The organism is Acinetobacter lwoffii (assembly GCF_024129355.1).
In the GTDB taxonomy this organism is placed as follows: domain Bacteria; phylum Pseudomonadota; class Gammaproteobacteria; order Pseudomonadales; family Moraxellaceae; genus Acinetobacter; species Acinetobacter lwoffii_I.
Genome location: NZ_JAMXXP010000019.1, coordinates 28,627 through 46,380 on the forward strand (window position 1 = coordinate 28,627; position 17,754 = coordinate 46,380).

16 protein-coding genes are annotated in these 17,754 nt (G+C 42.8%); 7 read left to right on the forward strand and 9 right to left on the reverse strand.

Features of this window, described 5'->3' with window-relative positions; all coding sequences use genetic code 11:
* Window positions 1-109: 109 nt before the first annotated feature.
* Entirely contained in the window at window positions 110-1,423 is a 1,314-nt protein-coding gene (locus NI468_RS10180) for a D-alanyl-D-alanine carboxypeptidase PBP6B (RefSeq protein ID WP_253101670.1), read from the reverse strand.
* A gap of 175 nt (window positions 1,424-1,598) precedes the next feature.
* Here NI468_RS10180 and NI468_RS10185 point away from each other — a divergent pair, with 175 nt between their 5' ends.
* Window positions 1,599-3,302, forward strand: coding sequence for a M61 family metallopeptidase (locus NI468_RS10185; RefSeq protein ID WP_253101673.1), 1,704 nt, complete (start codon window positions 1,599-1,601; stop codon window positions 3,300-3,302).
* A 76-nt stretch (window positions 3,303-3,378) separates the two neighbouring features.
* Here the strand turns inward: NI468_RS10185 and paaI are convergent, their stop codons facing one another.
* A complete protein-coding gene (gene paaI / locus NI468_RS10190) occupies window positions 3,379-3,771 on the reverse strand; it encodes a hydroxyphenylacetyl-CoA thioesterase PaaI (protein ID WP_005103578.1) in 393 nt (130 codons plus the stop codon).
* Window positions 3,772-3,941: 170 nt separating this feature from the next.
* On the opposite strand from paaI, the gene NI468_RS10195 reads away from it, so the two are divergent.
* A complete protein-coding gene (locus NI468_RS10195) occupies window positions 3,942-4,655 on the forward strand; it encodes a hypothetical protein (RefSeq protein ID WP_153566972.1) in 714 nt (237 codons plus the stop codon).
* A gap of 5 nt (window positions 4,656-4,660) precedes the next feature.
* Here NI468_RS10195 and uraH read toward each other — a convergent pair whose 3' ends face one another.
* Together uraH and NI468_RS10205 are read right to left on the reverse strand one after the other, a co-directional pair.
* Complete coding sequence (gene uraH, locus NI468_RS10200) at window positions 4,661-5,056, reverse strand: hydroxyisourate hydrolase (protein WP_044113019.1); 396 nt, start codon at window positions 5,054-5,056, stop codon at window positions 4,661-4,663.
* 118 nt (window positions 5,057-5,174) lie between these two features.
* A complete protein-coding gene (locus NI468_RS10205) occupies window positions 5,175-5,963 on the reverse strand; it encodes an rRNA large subunit pseudouridine synthase E (protein ID WP_004731551.1) in 789 nt (262 codons plus the stop codon).
* A gap of 194 nt (window positions 5,964-6,157) precedes the next feature.
* Here NI468_RS10205 and icd point away from each other — a divergent pair, with 194 nt between their 5' ends.
* The 3 genes from icd (at window position 6,158) to NI468_RS10215 (ending at window position 8,548) form a co-directional block, all read left to right on the forward strand.
* Window positions 6,158-7,414, forward strand: a complete 1,257-nt coding sequence (gene icd, locus NI468_RS10210) for an NADP-dependent isocitrate dehydrogenase (protein WP_180180853.1) — start codon at window positions 6,158-6,160, stop codon at window positions 7,412-7,414.
* A 301-nt stretch (window positions 7,415-7,715) separates the two neighbouring features.
* Window positions 7,716-7,847, forward strand: coding sequence for a hypothetical protein (locus tag NI468_RS16290; protein WP_276534290.1), 132 nt, complete (start codon window positions 7,716-7,718; stop codon window positions 7,845-7,847).
* 143 nt (window positions 7,848-7,990) lie between these two features.
* A complete protein-coding gene (locus NI468_RS10215) occupies window positions 7,991-8,548 on the forward strand; it encodes a M23 family metallopeptidase (RefSeq protein ID WP_253101677.1) in 558 nt (185 codons plus the stop codon).
* Here the strand turns inward: NI468_RS10215 and NI468_RS10220 are convergent.
* Window positions 8,527-9,738 carry a YbfB/YjiJ family MFS transporter gene (locus NI468_RS10220; protein WP_253101681.1) on the reverse strand — a complete coding sequence of 404 codons (1,212 nt, stop codon included), beginning with the start codon at window positions 9,736-9,738 and terminating at the stop codon, window positions 8,527-8,529. The genes NI468_RS10215 and NI468_RS10220 overlap by 22 nt on opposite strands.
* A gap of 212 nt (window positions 9,739-9,950) precedes the next feature.
* The gene (locus NI468_RS10225; RefSeq protein WP_247144048.1) at window positions 9,951-11,381 is read right to left on the reverse strand and encodes a pyridoxal phosphate-dependent aminotransferase; all 1,431 of its coding nucleotides are present in this window, start codon (window positions 11,379-11,381) and stop codon (window positions 9,951-9,953) included.
* 228 nt (window positions 11,382-11,609) lie between these two features.
* Between NI468_RS10225 and msrB the strand changes: the two genes are divergently transcribed.
* Entirely contained in the window at window positions 11,610-12,029 is a 420-nt protein-coding gene (gene msrB / locus NI468_RS10230) for a peptide-methionine (R)-S-oxide reductase MsrB (protein ID WP_004645533.1), read from the forward strand.
* Window positions 12,026-12,502, forward strand: coding sequence for a glutathione peroxidase (locus tag NI468_RS10235; RefSeq protein WP_004278946.1), 477 nt, complete (start codon window positions 12,026-12,028; stop codon window positions 12,500-12,502). Before msrB ends, NI468_RS10235 begins: the two co-directional genes overlap by 4 nt.
* A gap of 101 nt (window positions 12,503-12,603) precedes the next feature.
* Here NI468_RS10235 and dapC read toward each other — a convergent pair whose 3' ends face one another.
* The 3 genes from dapC to purT are packed head-to-tail and all read right to left on the reverse strand — an operon-like array spanning window position 12,604 to window position 17,704.
* Window positions 12,604-13,773 (reverse strand): succinyldiaminopimelate transaminase, encoded by a 1,170-nt coding sequence (dapC, locus tag NI468_RS10240; RefSeq protein WP_253101684.1) that lies wholly within the window; start codon window positions 13,771-13,773, stop codon window positions 12,604-12,606.
* Between the two features lie 17 nt (window positions 13,774-13,790).
* On the reverse strand, window positions 13,791-16,463 hold the full coding sequence (gene glnD, locus NI468_RS10245) for a [protein-PII] uridylyltransferase (RefSeq protein WP_005263392.1): 2,673 nt from the start codon (window positions 16,461-16,463) through the stop codon (window positions 13,791-13,793).
* A 26-nt stretch (window positions 16,464-16,489) separates the two neighbouring features.
* Window positions 16,490-17,704: a formate-dependent phosphoribosylglycinamide formyltransferase gene (purT, locus tag NI468_RS10250; protein WP_171057027.1), complete on the reverse strand. Its 1,215-nt coding sequence runs from the start codon at window positions 17,702-17,704 to the stop codon at window positions 16,490-16,492.
* Between the last annotated feature and the right edge of the window lie 50 nt (window positions 17,705-17,754).

The following is a 17,754-nucleotide window of genomic DNA, read 5'->3' on the forward strand; positions in this document are numbered from 1 at the left end:
CTGCTTTAAGCAAGCAATGGGAGAGCGAGATTAATAGGAGGGAAATCTGCTAGAAGATCAGCGCAAAGATCTTCTAGCTTAAAGAAAAGTGACTTGAGATGTAGCGCTATTATCTATCTAAAGGATAAAGCTTTACGCTTGGCGTATTGTCTGAAAATAAACCGAATAAGCTTTGTAGCCAGCTAAAGAATTTCTGAAATAGATTGGCTTCTTCAATTTCGACATGATCTTCAATTTGAATGGTGCGAATCAACTGATTATTCTGATAAACCTGAATGGTCGCCAAAGGCATCATGGTCGCCAAAGGTGCAATGAGTTCAGACGCTTTCACTTCAACACTGATATGAGTCTGAGTTTCCTGTAATGGCTCGATACTTTTTAAAACGCCATCACCAGTATTCAGCATGACACGCTGATGCGCCTGGTCAAACTGATTCAGGTCAATACTGTAGCCCTGATCATATAAAGAAGTGGTAATAATCTGCGGTTGCTTGGTTTGCACCTTAAACATTTTTAAGGTGGATTTAATTACAGGCAACTCAGCCAGTAGCTGTTGATCTTTGATCGCTACTTCATTGCGAGTATAGGTATAAGCCAGATTCATCAGCTTATGTGATACTTCAGCGCGTTTTGCTGCACTTTTAGTACCCAGCACCACCACAATCAGACGGCGATTTGGCATTTCAAAATCTGCGGTGACGCGATTGGCGGTTAGTGCCAGATTATAGCCCGCTGCACGGGTAAAACCGGTTTTTAAACCATCTACTGTAGGATCGACCTGAAGCACACGGTTGGTCGCACGATGAAAATGCTGGTTATAAGTAAAGCTTGGCTGTTTGGAATAATACAGATAATCCGGGGTTTCATTCACCACCGCCATAGACAGTCTGGCCAAATCGGCGGCAGTCGAATAATGCTCAGGCATGGTAATACCGGCCGGATTCTGGAAATTGGTATGCTGCATGCCCAGCGCTTTGGCTTCCTGATTCATACGTTCAACAAACTGCGGAATACCACCCGAAATTTTCTCAGCCAGCGTGACTGCGGCATCATTAGCAGACATGATAATTAAGCCCGCCAGAAGCTGATCGACTGAAATCAGATCACCTTCTTTCAGGTACATCTGTGACTCATCCCACATCACGGTTTTAACCACAGAGGTCGCGGTTAACACTTCATTTTTATTTAATTTTCCGGCCTCAATTTCCTTTAAGGCAATATAAGCCACCATCATTTTGGTCAGCGAAGCCGGAGCACGCTGAACGTCGGCATTGTGCTCTGCAATGACTTGACCAGACTGTGAATCCAGAATGGTCCAGGCTTCAGCTTCAACGCTTTCAGGCACAATATTGAGTAGGGCAGCATGTGAAAATGCAGAAATAAATAAACTGAAAACCGCAATCAGTGAGATGATGTATTTCAATGGTGTTCCTTGATAACCCGCTGGGTGTTGAACGATTTAATTTTCACGCATGCTATGCCTTTTTTATACAGATAGCTAGTCGTAAATGTAGACAAATAAGACAGCTAAACCATACTGGCTTAAAAAATGCTAAGCTAAGCTATATCTCATTTATTTTAATTTTATATCGTTCATTATGTTGCATTATCAAATTGAATTTGACGATTATCGTCAGCATCTTATTCACGTGACTGTTCGTTTTCTTGCGGACCCGACACAAGTCCTGTCATTGCCGACTTGGATTCCGGGCAGCTATCTGATTCGAGAGTTTTCCAAGCACATTGAAGCGGTCAAAGCCTATGATGAAGATGGGCGCCAGTTACAGATCCAGAAATTTGAAAAAAATAAATGGCGTTTATTCAATACTGATCATGAACTGATTACAGTGGAATATGATGTCTATGCCTATGACCTGTCCGTTCGTGGTGCATATGTGGATCAAAATCGTCTCTACGTGAACCCAGCTTGTGCATGTTTAGGGCTAGAAGGTCAGGAAAATAAAGAAATTGAACTGGAAATCTTCCTGCCAGATGAATTAAAGCATTTTCAGCTGGCAAGCGGCATGAAAGCCAAAAGTCTGGTCAGAGGCCGTTTCACGCTGAAAGCTAAAAACTATGCCGAACTGATTGATGCGCCATTTGAGCTAGCAGAACAAACCCGTTTCAGTTTTGAAGCAAATGGTATTCCGCATGAGTTTGTGGTGTCAGGCAAACACGCGATGAATGCGGCGCGTATGCAGCAGGACATTGAAAAAATCTGTGCTACAGAAATTTCAATGTTTGGTTCGGCGCCGTTTACAGACTATACCTTTATGACCATGGCAACCGGCAATAGCTATGGCGGTCTGGAGCATCCAAATTCTACCAGCCTGATTTCACCACGTGATGACTTGCCGAAAGCCAATGAGCCAGAAGAGCCATCTAAAGATTATCAGCGTTTCTTGGGCTTATGTAGCCATGAATATTTCCATTCATGGTTGGTGAAATTCATTCGCCCTGAAAACTTCGTCAATTATGATTTAAACAGAGAAGGCTATACTTCTTTGTTGTGGATCTTTGAAGGTTTTACCTCTTATTACGATGATTTGATTTTGCTGCGCAGTGGCGTGATTAATCAGGAATCGTATATTGCTTTGTTAAAAGCACAGATTGACCGTTATTTGCAAAATCCGGGGCGTGCGATTCAGTCAGTGTCTGAATCCAGTTTTGATGCCTGGGTGAAATTCTACCGTCAGGATGAAAACTCGAATAATGCGGGTACCAGCTATTACAACAAAGGCTGTTTAGTTGCTTTGTGCTTAGACTTAGGTTTGCGTTTACGCGGTTCAAGTCTGGATGCCGTGATGCGCCGTTTGTATGAAAATGCCCAGAAGGGTGTTCAGGTGCATGAGCGGACAATCTTTGAATTGTGTAAAGAACTGACAGGAGATGATTGGTCAGAACAGATCAATCACTTGATCAATACCACAGACGAATTACCATTGGATCAGCTTTTCCCTGAGTTTGGTATGGCTTATAGCCTGAAAAATGACAAGTCTTTGCCATTCGGTTTAAAACTGGCAGATAAGCCGGAAGGTGTGCTAGTTCAATCTGCGCGTCGTGAGGGTGCTGCTGTGCTCGCTGGCCTTTCTGCCAATGATGTCATTATTGCAATTGATGGTTTAAAGGCAACGACTAAGCTTGTTGAAAGCTATGCAAAACAGCAAGGTACTTTTACAGTGTATGCATTCCGTCGTGATGAGTTGATGACCTTCGAGGTTCAAGCTGCGGGTTCTGAACTGACCGAAGTTGAACTGAAAGTGGAAGATCCGGCTAAAGTCGAGAAATGGCTTAAAGCTTAAAGCTTCACTTGTTCGTCATTTAAAAAAACCGGTGCATAGTCACCGGTTTTTTATTGCATTAAATTTTGAGAAAAAATTATTTAATGATCAGTCGTGATGTGCCACGGAATTCTGCCACAATTTGATTATGTTGATTCATCACCTGAATATCATAAATGCCACTACGGCCACTGCTGGCTTTGTGTTCAGCTACAGCAGTCAGTGTGTCGCCAAGCAAGCCCGGTTTTAAATAATGAATACCGCAATGTTGACCAACTGCCGGATGTTCACCGGTATTGCAGGCAATTGCAAAAGCTGCATCTGCCAGTGCGAAAATCACGGCACCGTTACAGGTCTGATGACCCTGTAAATGCTGTTCAGTTACCTTTAATTCGATCTTTGCATAATTGTGATTATAAGAAACCAGATGAGCACCAAGATGCTGAATTAACCGGTCCTGATTAAACATCTGGTTGACTTGCTGATCCATTGCAAAACTCCTTATTTAGATATGTTTTATTTTAAATTATTAAATATATGAATCATAAATAACATCGGATAGTCAGAATGACAAGATGGAAGAGTTAGAAATCTTGTTTGCACACATAAGAAAAAGCAGGTAAAACCCATATTTAGGAATGGCTTTTTTATTATTAGAAGATGAATCAAAATAGTTTAAATTGGGGGATTAGAATTACAGTTGTATGGCTAGCTGTAATTTTTCTATTTTGGTTTTTTGGTGATTTGAAAAATCCAACATCTTTAAATGAATTAGGGGATTTTCTTGCAGGTATAGTTGCACCTATCGCTTTCTTATGGCTGATTTTAGGCTATGTGCAGCAAGGTAAGCAGCTAGAGCAAAATACAAAAGCATTAGAACAACAGGAAAGAGCATTACAGCTCCAAATCCAGGAAATGAAAGAAAGTGTTGAATATCAAAAACAACTTGGTGAAATTCAGAAAATTCAATTACAAGAAGTACAAAAAACATTAGAACCACGTTTTCTTATATTGAGTTCTAGAGTTAGGACTGTATTTTCAAATAAGGAAATGACTATTAATTGTTATGCGAACTTATATTTGATAATCGAAAACTTGGGTGAAGATGCGTTTGATTTTAAAATACAATCAGGTGAAAAAAACGCAGTTATAGCTAAAGAAAATAAATTTTTAGCTAGTGAGGTTAAACATATTAAGTTTGAACTAGACCAAACGAAATTAGATGAATTAAATAAGCATAAAGAAGTTGACGCTGATTTTATAATTGAGTATCAGAGTAAAAATGGAAGAGACTATAAGAAGTTACTAAAAACATATATTTATCAATCTAAGCATCCATTTTATGAACTTGAATCTAACATGATTGATAAGTAATAAACTCAATTCCCCCGATACGTTGAATAGCCATAAGAACTTAATAACAGTGGAATATGGTAATGCTCCAACGTGCCATCAATCACAAAAACTACCGGCACTTCAGGGAAGAACGTCCGTTGATTATTGGCCTTAAACCAATCACTCGTTTTAAACGTTACTTTATAAACGCCTTTTTGTAACGCGGTGTCTTTAGGATAAAATTCTTTAATACGACCATTACTGTCTGTCTTGGCTTCATTGAGCTTGACCCATTTCTCACCTTGTTGAGCTTCTAGGGTGACCGTGACATTAGCAGAGGGTAGGCCGGTTTCCTGATTAAGTACATGCACACTCAGCGGATTGGCAAAGCCAAAAGTTGAAAGGGAAGTCGCAGCTAAAGCGAAAATTATTTTTTTCATGAGACTCACATTAAAATGAATACTTTAATTAATTCTAATAGATTGAAAAATAAAAAAATATTTAAGTTATGTAATAAAAAAAGCCCACCGAAGTGAGCTTGATTGAATCTATTCAAACTTAGCCACGACCGCGGCCGCGACCACGTGGTGCTTTGGTATTTGGACGAGTTGTGCCATTGGTCTTACGACGCGGCTTTTCACTTTCATCCATTTGCCAGATACGTTTGGTGCCAGACTTTTTCACAGAACCATCTTTGTTCTTGCGAACCATTGGCTTACCACCCGTACCACCCGGCTTTTTCACATAAGAGCGTGAACGGTATGGTTCTTCCGCAGGAACATTCTGGAAGTCTGGATAAAGTAATGGTTCAATTTCTCTGGTTTCACCCGGTTGCAATCCCATACGAACCAAATCAATCTCACCAATTTTGGTACGGATCAAACGCAGTGTAGGGAAGCCGACAGCAGATGTCATACGACGAACCTGACGGTTACGACCTTCACAGATTGAAATCTCAACCCAAGACGTCGGAACAGAGGCACGGAAACGTACAGGAGGATTACGCTCCCACAACCATTCCGGTTCAGACACTTTTTCAGCACGTGCAGGAAGCGTCATGCCATCTTTCAGTTCAACGCCTTTACGAAGCTGTTCAAGTGCTTCTTCGGTCACATCACCTTCCACTTGCACCATATAAGTTTTAAACTTTTTATTGGCAGGATTGGTGATATATTGGTTGAGACCACCGTGATCGGTGAGGAAAACCAGACCTTCTGAGTCCATGTCCAAACGACCCGCAAGACGTAAATCTTTGTCGTTGACAAAATCAGCCATGGTTGGGTGCTTTTCATCCGCACGGAATTGGGAGAGGACGTCATAAGGTTTGTTTAGAATGACGATTTTCATAGGAAATAACTTCTATAATTACATTAATTTAAAAAATGTAGAGGTTTATTTAAAAGGGAAATTTAGTTATTTCCCGTATAAATCTCAAAAACAACAAATCTGGATTAGAATATTATGCGTTAAGAACAGTTGAAAGTATTGCCTAATTGGCAATTATTTTAGATTTGTCAGCGGCATCCGGGAGAATACTAATAATGGGATATCAAAAAATCGTAGTACCTGTGGATGGTACCAAAATTACCGTTAATGCAGACCTGTCACTCAACGTACCAAATAATCCAATTATCCCATTTATCGAAGGGGATGGAATTGGTGCAGATATTACACCAACAATGCGAACTGTGGTAGATGCTGCTGTGCAAAAAGCATACGCCGGGAAGCGTTCCATCGAATGGATGGAAGTCTACTGCGGTGAAAAAGCTGACAAAATTTACGGCACCTATATGCCTGAAGAAACTCTCGAAGCACTGCGCGATTATGTGATATCGATTAAAGGTCCACTGACCACGCCAGTCGGTGGTGGTATTCGTTCCTTGAATGTGGCTTTACGTCAGGAACTGGATTTATATGTCTGTGTACGTCCGGTGCGCTGGTTTGAAGGGGTACCTTCGCCAGTACATAATCCGGAACTGACCGACATGGTGATTTTCCGTGAGAATTCAGAAGATATTTATGCCGGTATTGAATGGAAAGCAGATTCTCCGGAAGCGAAAAAAGTTATCAAGTTTCTGAAAGAAGAAATGGGTGTAACCAACATCCGCTTTGAAGACAATTGTGGAATCGGAATCAAACCTGTCTCCAAAGAAGGTAGCCAGCGTCTGGTGCGTAAAGCGATTCAGTTCGCCATCGAAAATGACAAGCCTAGTGTGACTTTGGTACACAAAGGCAATATCATGAAATACACCGAAGGGGCATTTAAAGAGTGGGGCTATGAGGTCGCATTGGAACGTTTCGGCGGTGAGCTTTTAGATGGTGGTCCATGGGTTAAAATCAAAAATCCAAGAACAGGCAAAGACATTATTATTAAAGATGTCATTGCTGATGCCTTCTTGCAGCAAATCTTGATGCGTCCGGCGGATTATTCTGTAATTGCGACACTGAACTTAAATGGTGATTATATTTCTGATGCGCTAGCTGCGGAAGTCGGCGGGATCGGGATTGCACCGGGTGCCAATATCGGCGGTTCGATTGCAGTTTATGAAGCAACCCACGGTACAGCGCCTAAATATGCTGGACAAGATAAAGTAAATCCGGGTTCGATTATTCTGTCAGCAGAAATGATGCTGCGTGATATGGGCTGGATAGAAGCTGCCGACCTGATCATCAAGGGGATTTCGGGTGCGATTGCGGCAAAAACGGTGACCTACGATTTTGAGCGCTTAATGCCAGGGGCGACCTTGCTGCGTTGTTCCGAGTTTGGTGAAGCGATTATTGCCAATATGGATGCCTGAAATTGCGATGCAATTTATGAATAAAAAAACCCGCAATTACGGCGGGTTTTTTTATCACTTTATTGGGAAGCAAAGCCTGAACGGTTTAAGGTTAAACGTTAAAATAAGTATCAGGCTGCAAGATCATGTAAGAAGTGTAATGAGCCTAGAAATGATTCGTTCTAAGCTGAATAACTTAGTAAACACTGTATTACATTGACGTATTTGGATACAGCTCAGCGATTGGCTTATTTTGTATAAACGTTACAGTGATGAATGGAACTTCCAGTGATATAGAGACGTTTCTCCAAAGGAGTAAATCATGGCTAAAGCTAAAACGAGACATAAGCAGGTCCAACAAAAAGACAAGCAGGACAATGCTCAGAATGAAGAGCAGCAACAGCAACAACAGCAACAACCATCGAAACCATCTCGTGCTAAAAAACGTAGATAATCTCCTATCCACCTAAAATAACAAAACCCTCATTTGAGGGTTTTGTTATTTGAACGCTTGTATAAAATCATCACTAAAAATAACAGGATTGTGACTTTAAATTAGGCGGTTGTGATTAAGATAAAAGTCATCTATTTAATTTAATGCGAATATTGGTGAAATTTCTTCGGATTATAAGCTTACTGTTATCTATAGGTTTTCTACTAACTGCCTGTCAGCCACCGCCTTCAGGTGAAGCAGCAGGTTGGAAAAGCCCTTATCTGTATTGGCAATTACAGAGAGCCCAGTTAGAAGCTCCGCTACAGATTCCGGTTGAAGGCGTCAGAGTTGGTCAGATTAATGATACTTGGGGAGCAGCGCGTAGTGACGGTCGTAAACACGAAGGTACGGATATTTTTGCCAAACGCAGTACGCCAGTATTTAGCGCGACCCCAGGTATTGTGCGTAGGATTGGCACCAACAATCTGGGTGGAAAAATCATCTGGGTGACCGGTCCAAATATGAGCCAACATTATTATGCACATCTGGATGACTATGCAGAACATATTCAGGAAGGCGACTGGGTTGAGGCAGGTGAAGTCATCGCTTATGTGGGGAATACAGGTAATGCCAAAAATACCCCGCCGCATTTACATTATGGGATTTATTTAGGTGGGCAAGGAGCAACCAATCCTTATCCTTATTTAGTCCCTTCTCCATGAGCAGAAATTGGCAGAGTTTGTTGTTCAGATTTGAGTCTGACAGGACGTGTGTACCAGAACAATTGTAACGTTCCTAATAAAAGAACAAATGTGGCCAGTATGAACTGTTGATGATAGCTCAATCCAAAATATTGCAGCGCACTAAAACTGAGCCCACCGATTAGCTGAATCGAGGCAAAACACAAGGTGGCAATACTCCAGAGCTTTTTATAAGCCAGTCCATACAGTTGCAAAATGGTATAGGAGGTCAGGAACACCACAGCCGGATTTAGCATCCCGGTAAAAAAGGAAGAGCTAAAAGTAAGCAATGGGCTGGCATCTAGGGTTGCAATAAAAATAGCCACAATATAAAGACTATAAAGAATTTTCAGGGCAACAAAATTACCCCATTTTCTGGCCAGTGCATAAGCACTCAAGGCGCCTAAAGCACTACCTAGTCCATACAGAATCCAGTTGAAATTAATCCAGAACAAGCTCAATCCGAACTGCTGGCTTAAATAATCAATCCAGAAGAGTGAATGCGGTATATAAGCGAAAGCACTACAAGCATAAACTGTAAGTAAACTATAAAAGACGCTATTCAGAGATAGATGAGAGGTAACCGCAGGAGCTTGTGCCGACAAATATGGCTTAAATTTCTGAATCAGTAGACTTAAAACGATACAGATAAGCAAAGCAAAACCACATAAGATTAGCCATGCAGTCTGTATGGAAATTTGATCCAGATAAGGCAGAAACAGGGTCGCAATTAAAACGCCTAGTCCAATCCCACTAAAACCAATAAAGTTGATTTTAAGACGATCCTGAAGTTCACAACACTGCGCGACCACACTCGGCGATAAGATCATCATCAGTCCACCGCTGATCCCTGAAATGATACGCCAAGCGATATACCACGCTTCAGAAAAACCAGAAAACGCACAACACATCAGGCTGAACATGCCAGCAAAGGCTGAAATTTGAATATAGGTACTCATACTGCGGTCTTGAGGAAGACGCATCGCGGTAAAAGCACCGATTAAATAACCCAGCAAATTGGCACTGCTCAAGAGGCTGGCAAAATCTGTACTCCAGCCAAAGGCTTCTCGTGTGCCAGGTAACAGTGCAGTATAAGAAAAACGAAGAATGCCAATGCCCAAGCACATACTAAGACAAAGAAAAAGGCTGAGCTTGATTGTGTTTGAGGACATCCGTGCACTCATAGAATTTTATATTTGGTCAAAAAATAACATGAATCTTCATGATTGAGGGGAAATTGCCTGAGAAGAAACCATTGAGTACAGAAATTTGCTCAAAGAAACCGGTATGATTTTTAAGATTTCATCAGTCAAAAGCCTGAATTTTTTCAGAGAAATAAAAAACCGCGTATCAACGCGGTTTTTTATATTGTCTATTTCAAGAATTAACGCATCTTGGCCAGGAAACGGCCAACACGGGTAATGGCTTCACGCAGTTCATTTTCAGCCGGCAGGAATACTACACGGAAATGATCCGGTGTCGGCCAGTTAAAGCCTGTACCTTGAACCAGAAGCACTTTCTCGGCACGTAACAAATCCAGCATTAGTTTTTCATCATCCTGGATTGGATACACATTCGGATCCAGTTTCGGGAAGCAGTACATCGCACCTTCAGGTTTGACACAAGACACACCTGGAATCTCGTTCAGCATTTCCCAGGCAATGTTGCGCTGTTCATATAAACGCCCGCCCGGACGAATCAGGTCATTAATCGACTGATAACCGCCCAGTGCAGTCTGAATCGCATATTGAGCCTGATGGTTGGCACACAAACGCATCGATGCCAGCATATCCAAACCTTCGATATAGTCTGCGGCACGTGCTTTATCGCCGGTAATGGCCATCCAGCCGGAACGGAAACCAGCAATACGATAGGCTTTAGATAAACCGTTAAACGAGACACAGAGCTGATCGCCAGCCAGAGCTGCTACAGCAACATGCTCGATTCCATCGTAAATAATTTTGTCGTAGATTTCATCAGCAAATAAAATCAGGTCATATTTCTTGGCCAAGTCGACAATTTGTTGTAACACATGACGTGGGTAAACCGAACCGGTCGGGTTATTCGGGTTGATAATCACAATACCACGCGTATTTGGCGTGATTTTGCTTTCCATGTCGGCAATATCTGGATACCAGTGATTTTCTTCATCACATTTATAATGAATCGCCGTACCGCCAGACAGGTTCACTGCTGCTGTCCAGAGTGGATAATCTGGCATTGGAATCAGCATTTCATCGCCATCATCCAGCAGACCCTGCATGGCCATAACAATCAGTTCAGACACACCATTGCCGATATAGACGTCATTGACGTGCATATCTAGAATGCCTTTTTGCTGATAATACTGACAGATCGCCTTACGCGCCGGGAAAATCCCTTTGGAATCGGTATAGCCAATCGCATTCGGCAGGTTTAAAGCCACATCGTTGATAATTTCTTGTGGTGCTTCAAAACCAAATGGGGCAGGGTTACCAATATTTAATTTGATAATTTTGTGACCGGCTTCTTCCATCTCGATGGCCGCTCGTAACACAGGTCCGCGAATGTCGTAGCACACATGCTCGAGCTTAGATGATTTCTTGATCTCGCGAGGGGTTTGGAAAGTGTTCGGCATTTTGATGTTCTCGGAAGGAGTGGAGGTCACTTTTGCATAACGATATAAATAACTTTTAAATGTCTCAGTTGTGACTAGATCGAGATCATGTTCATCTCGAAGTAGTGCAACAATTTTTTCATGCGTAAATCCAAGCTGCTGATATTGTTTGATCACAGGCAGCAGATTTTTAAAAATTACGCTCTTTTTTTGCGACATTTTTTAATCCTGAGCAAATTTAGAGCTAAGAATACCATTAAATTTGCTCACTAAAAAACATTTAATGTAAAAATTGCTTACTTTTATTTCTATATTTGCTTTCTTTTTGCTTTTTTAGGCATTATATGTCTTTTGTAAAATGTTGAATAAAGACTAGAATTTTTAAAATGAATCACGTAAATATAGGATTATCCTATTTTAAATAGCAAGATAAAAAGGTATGTGATCATGGGAAAACTCAATAAATCAGACCGGGAATGGCAAAGAGAGTTATCACCTGAGGAGTTTCGCATTACGCGCGAGAAGGGAACCGAGCCGGCATTTACTGGAAAATACTGGAATACCAAGCAAGATGGCACTTATGTATGTCGTTGCTGCGGCACGCCACTGTTCTCTTCTGAGACCAAGTATGACAGCGGCTGTGGCTGGCCAAGTTTCTACCGTCCTGTCAGCAGTTCGGTGGTAGAAGAATTACCTGATACTTCACACGGAATGGTCAGAACTGAGATTGTTTGTCATCATTGTGACGCACACTTAGGGCATGTTTTCCCGGATGGCCCAGAACCGACCGGTTTGCGTTATTGTGTCAACTCGGCTTCTTTGGACTTAGAAACACAAGAAAAAAATGATGAGGAAACCTATCCATGACTAACATTTATCAGTTTGAAGCTGAATTGTTAGATGGCAAAAGCAAGCCACTTGCAGATTACGAAGGCAAGGTACTTTTGATCGTCAATACAGCGAGTAAGTGTGGTTTTACCCCACAATTTTCAGGATTAGAAAAACTTTACGAAAAATATAAAGATCAAGGTCTGGAAATTTTGGGATTTCCATGCAATCAGTTTGGTGGTCAAGATCCAGGTTCCAATGAACAGATTGGTGAATTTTGCCAGAAGAATTACGGGGTATCTTTCCCGATGTTTTCTAAGGTGGATGTCAAAGGCCCTGAAGCGCACGCCATTTTTCGCTATTTAACCAATAATTCCAAAGGTATTTTAGGCAATGGAATTAAATGGAATTTTACCAAATTCCTGATTGGCCGTGATGGCAAGGTATTGAACCGTTTTGCACCAACCACCAAGCCTGAAGATCTTGAAGATGAAATTGCCAAAGTGTTGTAAGAATCAGCATTATTTTCTCAGTATGTGATAAAAATAGAGCTCATCTAATGTTAATTAAAAAACCCACTTATCTAAAGTGGGTTTTTAGTCATGATTAAAACTTAGAGGATGGTTTTCAGGCGTCGAATAACCTCTTCACATTGCGCCAGATCGGCTACGAGTGCCAGACGTACATGATTTTCACCCGGATTACCTTGTTCGGTATCGCGGGATAAATAACGACCCGGAAGAACTTTAATATGTGCTTCTTCCATCAAATGTTTGGCAAAGGCTTCATCATTGTCGACTTTTAACCAGTAATAGAAACCTGCATCCGGTTTTTTGAGTGGCAGCAGATGACCGAGTTCTTGCTGGAATAAATCAAACTTGGCACGGTATTGCACCCGGTTTTCTTCCACATGCGCTTCATCATCCCAAGCAGCAATTGAAGCCAGTTGATGTTGTACCGGCATCGCTGCACCGTGATACGTACGATATTTCAAATAAGGTTTCAACAGGCTGGCATCACCTGCAACAAAACCTGAACGCATGCCCGGAAGGTTAGAACGTTTAGACAGTGAATGGAACACCACACAGTTTTTATAATCATCTCGGCCGATTTCAGCACAAACTTCCAGTAAACCTACAGGTGCCTGATCAAACCACAGTTCCGAATAGCATTCGTCTGAAGCAATCACAAAGTTGTATTGATCCGACAGGGCAATCAGTTTTTTAAACTGTTCTTTCGACAGCACTGCACCGGTTGGATTGCCCGGGGTACAGACAAATAGCAATGCCGTTTTTTCCCAGACTTGTGCCGGAACAGCATCAAAATCACCAAGGTAATTGTTTTCCTCAGTACAGTTGATGAAATAAGGTTTGGCGCCTGCGAGCAGTGTTGCACCTTCATAAATCTGATAAAACGGATTCGGCATCACCACATAAGGTGCCTCTTCACGATTTACCAAAGCCTGTACAAACGAGAAAATCGCTTCACGCGTACCAGAAACAGGCAGGATATTGCTGTCTGCACTGATGCTATTTAGCTTAAAACGGCGCGTCAGCCATTGAGCAATACTTTCGCGTAGCTCAGGCAAGCCTTTACTGTTTGGATAGGTCGATAAATGTTTAAAGTTATCAATAATCGCTTGTTTCACAAACTCCGGTGCAGGATGCTTTGGTTCACCAATCGACAGGGGAATTAAGGGCATATTTGCAGGCTGGATATCCGCAAAAAGCTGATTTAACTTTTCAAACGGATAAGGGTGCAGTAGAGACAAGCTAGAGTTCATGAATAAGTAACCGCGTTTTAATGTGAGTGTTGACTACAAACCTGATGAGAGGCTTCATCCAGCGCAGTTTTAAGTGCAGCTGCAAATTCAGCAGATTCTTCAGGTGTCATAGGGTTGCCATCTTTTTTTGTGACAAAAAATATGTCTTCGGCACGTTCGCCAAGTGTAGCAATTTTGGCAGAGTGGATATCCAGGCCTTGCATCATAAATAAACCACCGATTTTGGCAAGTAAACCAGGATGATCGAGAGTAGCGATTTCGACCATATTTTGATTCAAGGCAGGATTGATACTAATATCGACTGTATTTTCAATATCGAAATGACGTAATTGACGCGGAATCCGGCGCTGCATCAGGCCCGGATATTCATCAGAATGACTCAAGGCATCTTTCAGAGCTTCAATCACTGTGGCTTCGCGTTCCGGATCGGTCAATAAGGTACCAAAACGGTCGAGTACGACATAGGTATCCAGACTGAAGGCTTTAGTCGCTGTAATAATCCGTGCGTCTTGTACATCCAGATTCATACGATCCAGAATAGCTACCGTGGTAGCAAACAGGTTGGGTTGATCCTGCGTATAAATAAAGATCTGTACCGCATCCTGCGCATATTTACGGTGCGCCCGCATCAGCACCAGTGGGGCAGGATTATCGCCGTGTTGTAAAATGGCACGGGTATGCCAGGCAATTTCATCTGCTGTTTCTTTGAGGAAATAGTCATCACCAAGTTCCTGCCAGACTTTTTCTACCTCATCCAGTGAGAAGTCCTGAACCAGAAGTTCACTGGCTGCAAATTTAGTATCTTCAATCAGCATTTGATAATCAACCGGACGGCCCAGACCAGAACGGATTACGTCACGTGCCTGAGTATATAGTTGACGCATCAGCGAAGCGCGCCAGGTATTCCACAGCTTCGGATTGGTGGCGTTAATATCGGCGACTGTCAGGGTGTACAGATAGTCCAGATGTTCCATGTCACCCATTTTTTCGGCGAATTCTTTGACCACATCCGGATCGGAAATATCTTTTTTCTGGGCAGTCACCGACATCATCAGATGATTTTGGATCAGCCAGGCCACCAGGTTGCTTTCGCGTTCGGTAAAACCATGACTACGGCAGAATTTAATCGCATCACTGGCACCAAGTTCACTGTGATCACCGCCACGGCCTTTGGCAATATCATGGAAAATTGCCGCTAGATAGACGATGTCACGACGGGTCAAACGCTGGAACACTGAACTGACCACCGGAAATTCCTTGGCAAATTCAGGTTCTTTAAAGCGGTTTAAGTTGCGGAGCAACAATAAGGTATGTGCATCGACCGTATAGATATGGAACAGGTCGTATTGCATCAGCCCCAGAATTTGTCCAAATGCAGGAATATAGTTTCCAAGCACGCCATAACGCTTCATCGCAACCATGGTGTCATAGAGTCGATGCGGTGAACGGATAATCGCCATAAACAGTGCCTGGTGCACCGGATTATCACGGAAATCCTGATCAATGCGTTTTCCAGCCAAGGTCAGCAAGCGTAAGGTACGCGCACGAATACCTTCGATCTCAGGACGATTGGCCAGCAGATAGAAAATTTCCAGAATTGCGCTTGGATTTTCCGAGAAAATCTTGTGATGCTGCACAGCCAGTTTGCCATCGACCAGTTTAAAGTTCTGGTTGATTTCTTCGATCTGGCGTTCATATTGCGGTAAACGTGGCGTAATGACCGATTCATTAAAATAGGCCAGCAGCATTTCGTTCAGCGTAGACACTTGCTGTGCACTGCGATAATAGCGCTTCATGAACTGTTCAATTGGATAGTTCGGATGATGCGCCTCTTCACGTACATAGCCAAATTTGGCAGCAATATCACGCTGATAATCGAACAATAAGCGGTTTTCATCGCGCTTGGTCAGGCGGTGCAGGTGATGACGGATTTCCCAGAGGAAACTTTCGGCTTCCTCAAGCACACCGAGTTCAAATTCTGAAATAAAACCGAGATGTACCAGATCATAAATGCGATTGACACGGAAATGCCGTTTGGCAATCCAGCCAATCTGGTTGATATCACGGATGCCACCCGGCGCATTTTTAATATCCGGTTCCAGATTGCTTTCGGTATTGTTGTGCTGAGCATAGCGTTTATGCTGCTCATCCATCTTGGCATCAAAAAAAGTTTTGTCAGTCCAGGTACGTGACACGATACGACGTGGCCATTTGCACAGGTTTTCATTGCCAATAATCAGGCGGGCTTCGATCAGGGTGGTGGCGACGGTCAGATCACTGCTGGCCTGATTGACACATTCATTGATGGTGCGGACACTGATACCGGGTTTGAAATTCCCCACGTCCCAAAGCGATGAAATGAATGTAGAAATCAGTTGTTCCTGTTCCGGGTTAATCTCGTCTTCTGACAAGATCATGATGTCGACATCAGAATAAGGCAGCATTTCACGACGGCCATAGCCTCCGACTGCAAACAGGGCCAAATCAGTTTGATCCAGTTCGGCATGCTGCCAGAGAAACTGCAATGCTTCATCAATCAGGTTGGAACGCGCCAGAATAATATCCCGAATCGACTGGCCATTTTCAAAACTTTCCTGAAGCTGATTTTCGACATCACTGCGCCATTGATTGATGGCTTTAATGTCATGGTTGCTTTTAGCGTAATTCAGCAGTGGATGGGTGTTGATCATGTACAGTCGTCCGTTGGTATTTCAGCTTAGTTTTGGTTGACGCTAACTTGGTTGGCGACCTGGAGGGCCAGTTCACGTGCCTGTTCAATAGTTTCTGCACGTGCCGTGGCAACGCCCATACGACGACGTTTAAAACCTTCTGGTTTGCCAAACAGGCGCAAATCGGTATTGCCGTCTGCTAAAGCAAGATTCAGGCCAGAAAATGAAAGATTACGGCCATCTACTCCAGCATAAATTACCGCACTGGCAGCCACACTATGTCGTGCAGTATTCACCGGCAAGCCTAAAATAGCACGTGCATGCAGCTCAAATTCACTTTGAAATTGGGAGGCTAAAGTCACCAGTCCAGTATCGTGTGGACGTGGGGAAACCTCACTAAACCATACTTTGTCGCCTTTTACAAAGAGTTCCACTCCAAAGATTCCGCAGCCACCAAGTGCTGTAGTGACCTTGTTGGCAATGCGCTTGGATTCTTCCAGCGCGGCTGGAGTCATCGGTTGAGGCTGCCAGCTTTCCACATAATCACCTGAGTCCTGACGATGTCCGATCGGGTCGCAATAAGACGTTTCGATTTCGCCGGTTTCTGGATTTTTTGCACGAACAGTCAATAAGGTAATTTCAAAATCAAAGTCAATTTGTGATTCTACAATCACAGTACCCTGATTGACCCGGCCACCGGTTTGCGCATATTCCCAGGCAGCATCGACTTCATCAAAACGGGTAACACGAGACTGACCTTTGCCTGAAGATGACATCACCGGTTTCACAAAGTTTGGATAGCCGACATCGTCACAGGCCGCGCGGAAGGATTCTAAACTGTCGGCAAAACGGTAAGCTGAAGTTGGCAGACCGAGTTCTTCCGCAGCCAGACGACGAATACCTTCACGGTTCATGGTCAGATTGACGGCTTTAGCAGAAGGAATGACTGTAGCAATGTTCTGGGCTTCTATTTCAAGCAGAACTTCGGTCGCAATCGCTTCAATTTCAGGAACAATTAAATGTGGCTGGATTTGATTGATGAGTTGTTTGAGTTCTACAGCATCTGCCATATTCAAGGTATAGGAATAATGCGCAACCTGCATGGCAGGGGCATGATCATAACGGTCAGCAGCATGAACTTCGACTCCAAGGCGTTGTAGTGAAATCACCACTTCCTTGCCCAGTTCACCAGAACCCAATAATAGAACTTTATAGGCAGAAGATTGAAGGGGAGTACCAATAGTCACGCTCATGTGGATCATCCATGCTTGATTTTATGGACTTTTAGCATAGCAGAACTGAGCCGACAGTT

What these genes read in the sequence shown, in the direction of transcription:
- NI468_RS10205 (WP_004731551.1), bottom strand. Translation starts at nt 5,963, where the DNA reads ATGAAAATCGTCATTCTAAACAAACCTTATGACGTCCTCTCCCAATTC.
- uraH (WP_044113019.1), bottom strand. Translation starts at nt 5,056, where the DNA reads ATGAAAAAAATAATTTTCGCTTTAGCTGCGACTTCCCTTTCAACTTTT.
- icd (WP_180180853.1), top strand. Translation starts at nt 6,158, where the DNA reads ATGGGATATCAAAAAATCGTAGTACCTGTGGATGGTACCAAAATTACC.
- NI468_RS10235 (WP_004278946.1), top strand. Translation starts at nt 12,026, where the DNA reads ATGACTAACATTTATCAGTTTGAAGCTGAATTGTTAGATGGCAAAAGC.
- msrB (WP_004645533.1), top strand. Translation starts at nt 11,610, where the DNA reads ATGGGAAAACTCAATAAATCAGACCGGGAATGGCAAAGAGAGTTATCA.
- dapC (WP_253101684.1), bottom strand. Translation starts at nt 13,773, where the DNA reads ATGAACTCTAGCTTGTCTCTACTGCACCCTTATCCGTTTGAAAAGTTA.
- NI468_RS10220 (WP_253101681.1), bottom strand. Translation starts at nt 9,738, where the DNA reads ATGTCCTCAAACACAATCAAGCTCAGCCTTTTTCTTTGTCTTAGTATG.
- NI468_RS10215 (WP_253101677.1), top strand. Translation starts at nt 7,991, where the DNA reads ATGCGAATATTGGTGAAATTTCTTCGGATTATAAGCTTACTGTTATCT.
- glnD (WP_005263392.1), bottom strand. Translation starts at nt 16,463, where the DNA reads ATGATCAACACCCATCCACTGCTGAATTACGCTAAAAGCAACCATGAC.
- NI468_RS10225 (WP_247144048.1), bottom strand. Translation starts at nt 11,381, where the DNA reads ATGTCGCAAAAAAAGAGCGTAATTTTTAAAAATCTGCTGCCTGTGATC.
- paaI (WP_005103578.1), bottom strand. Translation starts at nt 3,771, where the DNA reads ATGGATCAGCAAGTCAACCAGATGTTTAATCAGGACCGGTTAATTCAG.
- NI468_RS16290 (WP_276534290.1), top strand. Translation starts at nt 7,716, where the DNA reads ATGGCTAAAGCTAAAACGAGACATAAGCAGGTCCAACAAAAAGACAAG.
- purT (WP_171057027.1), bottom strand. Translation starts at nt 17,704, where the DNA reads ATGATCCACATGAGCGTGACTATTGGTACTCCCCTTCAATCTTCTGCC.
- NI468_RS10195 (WP_153566972.1), top strand. Translation starts at nt 3,942, where the DNA reads ATGAATCAAAATAGTTTAAATTGGGGGATTAGAATTACAGTTGTATGG.
- NI468_RS10185 (WP_253101673.1), top strand. Translation starts at nt 1,599, where the DNA reads ATGTTGCATTATCAAATTGAATTTGACGATTATCGTCAGCATCTTATT.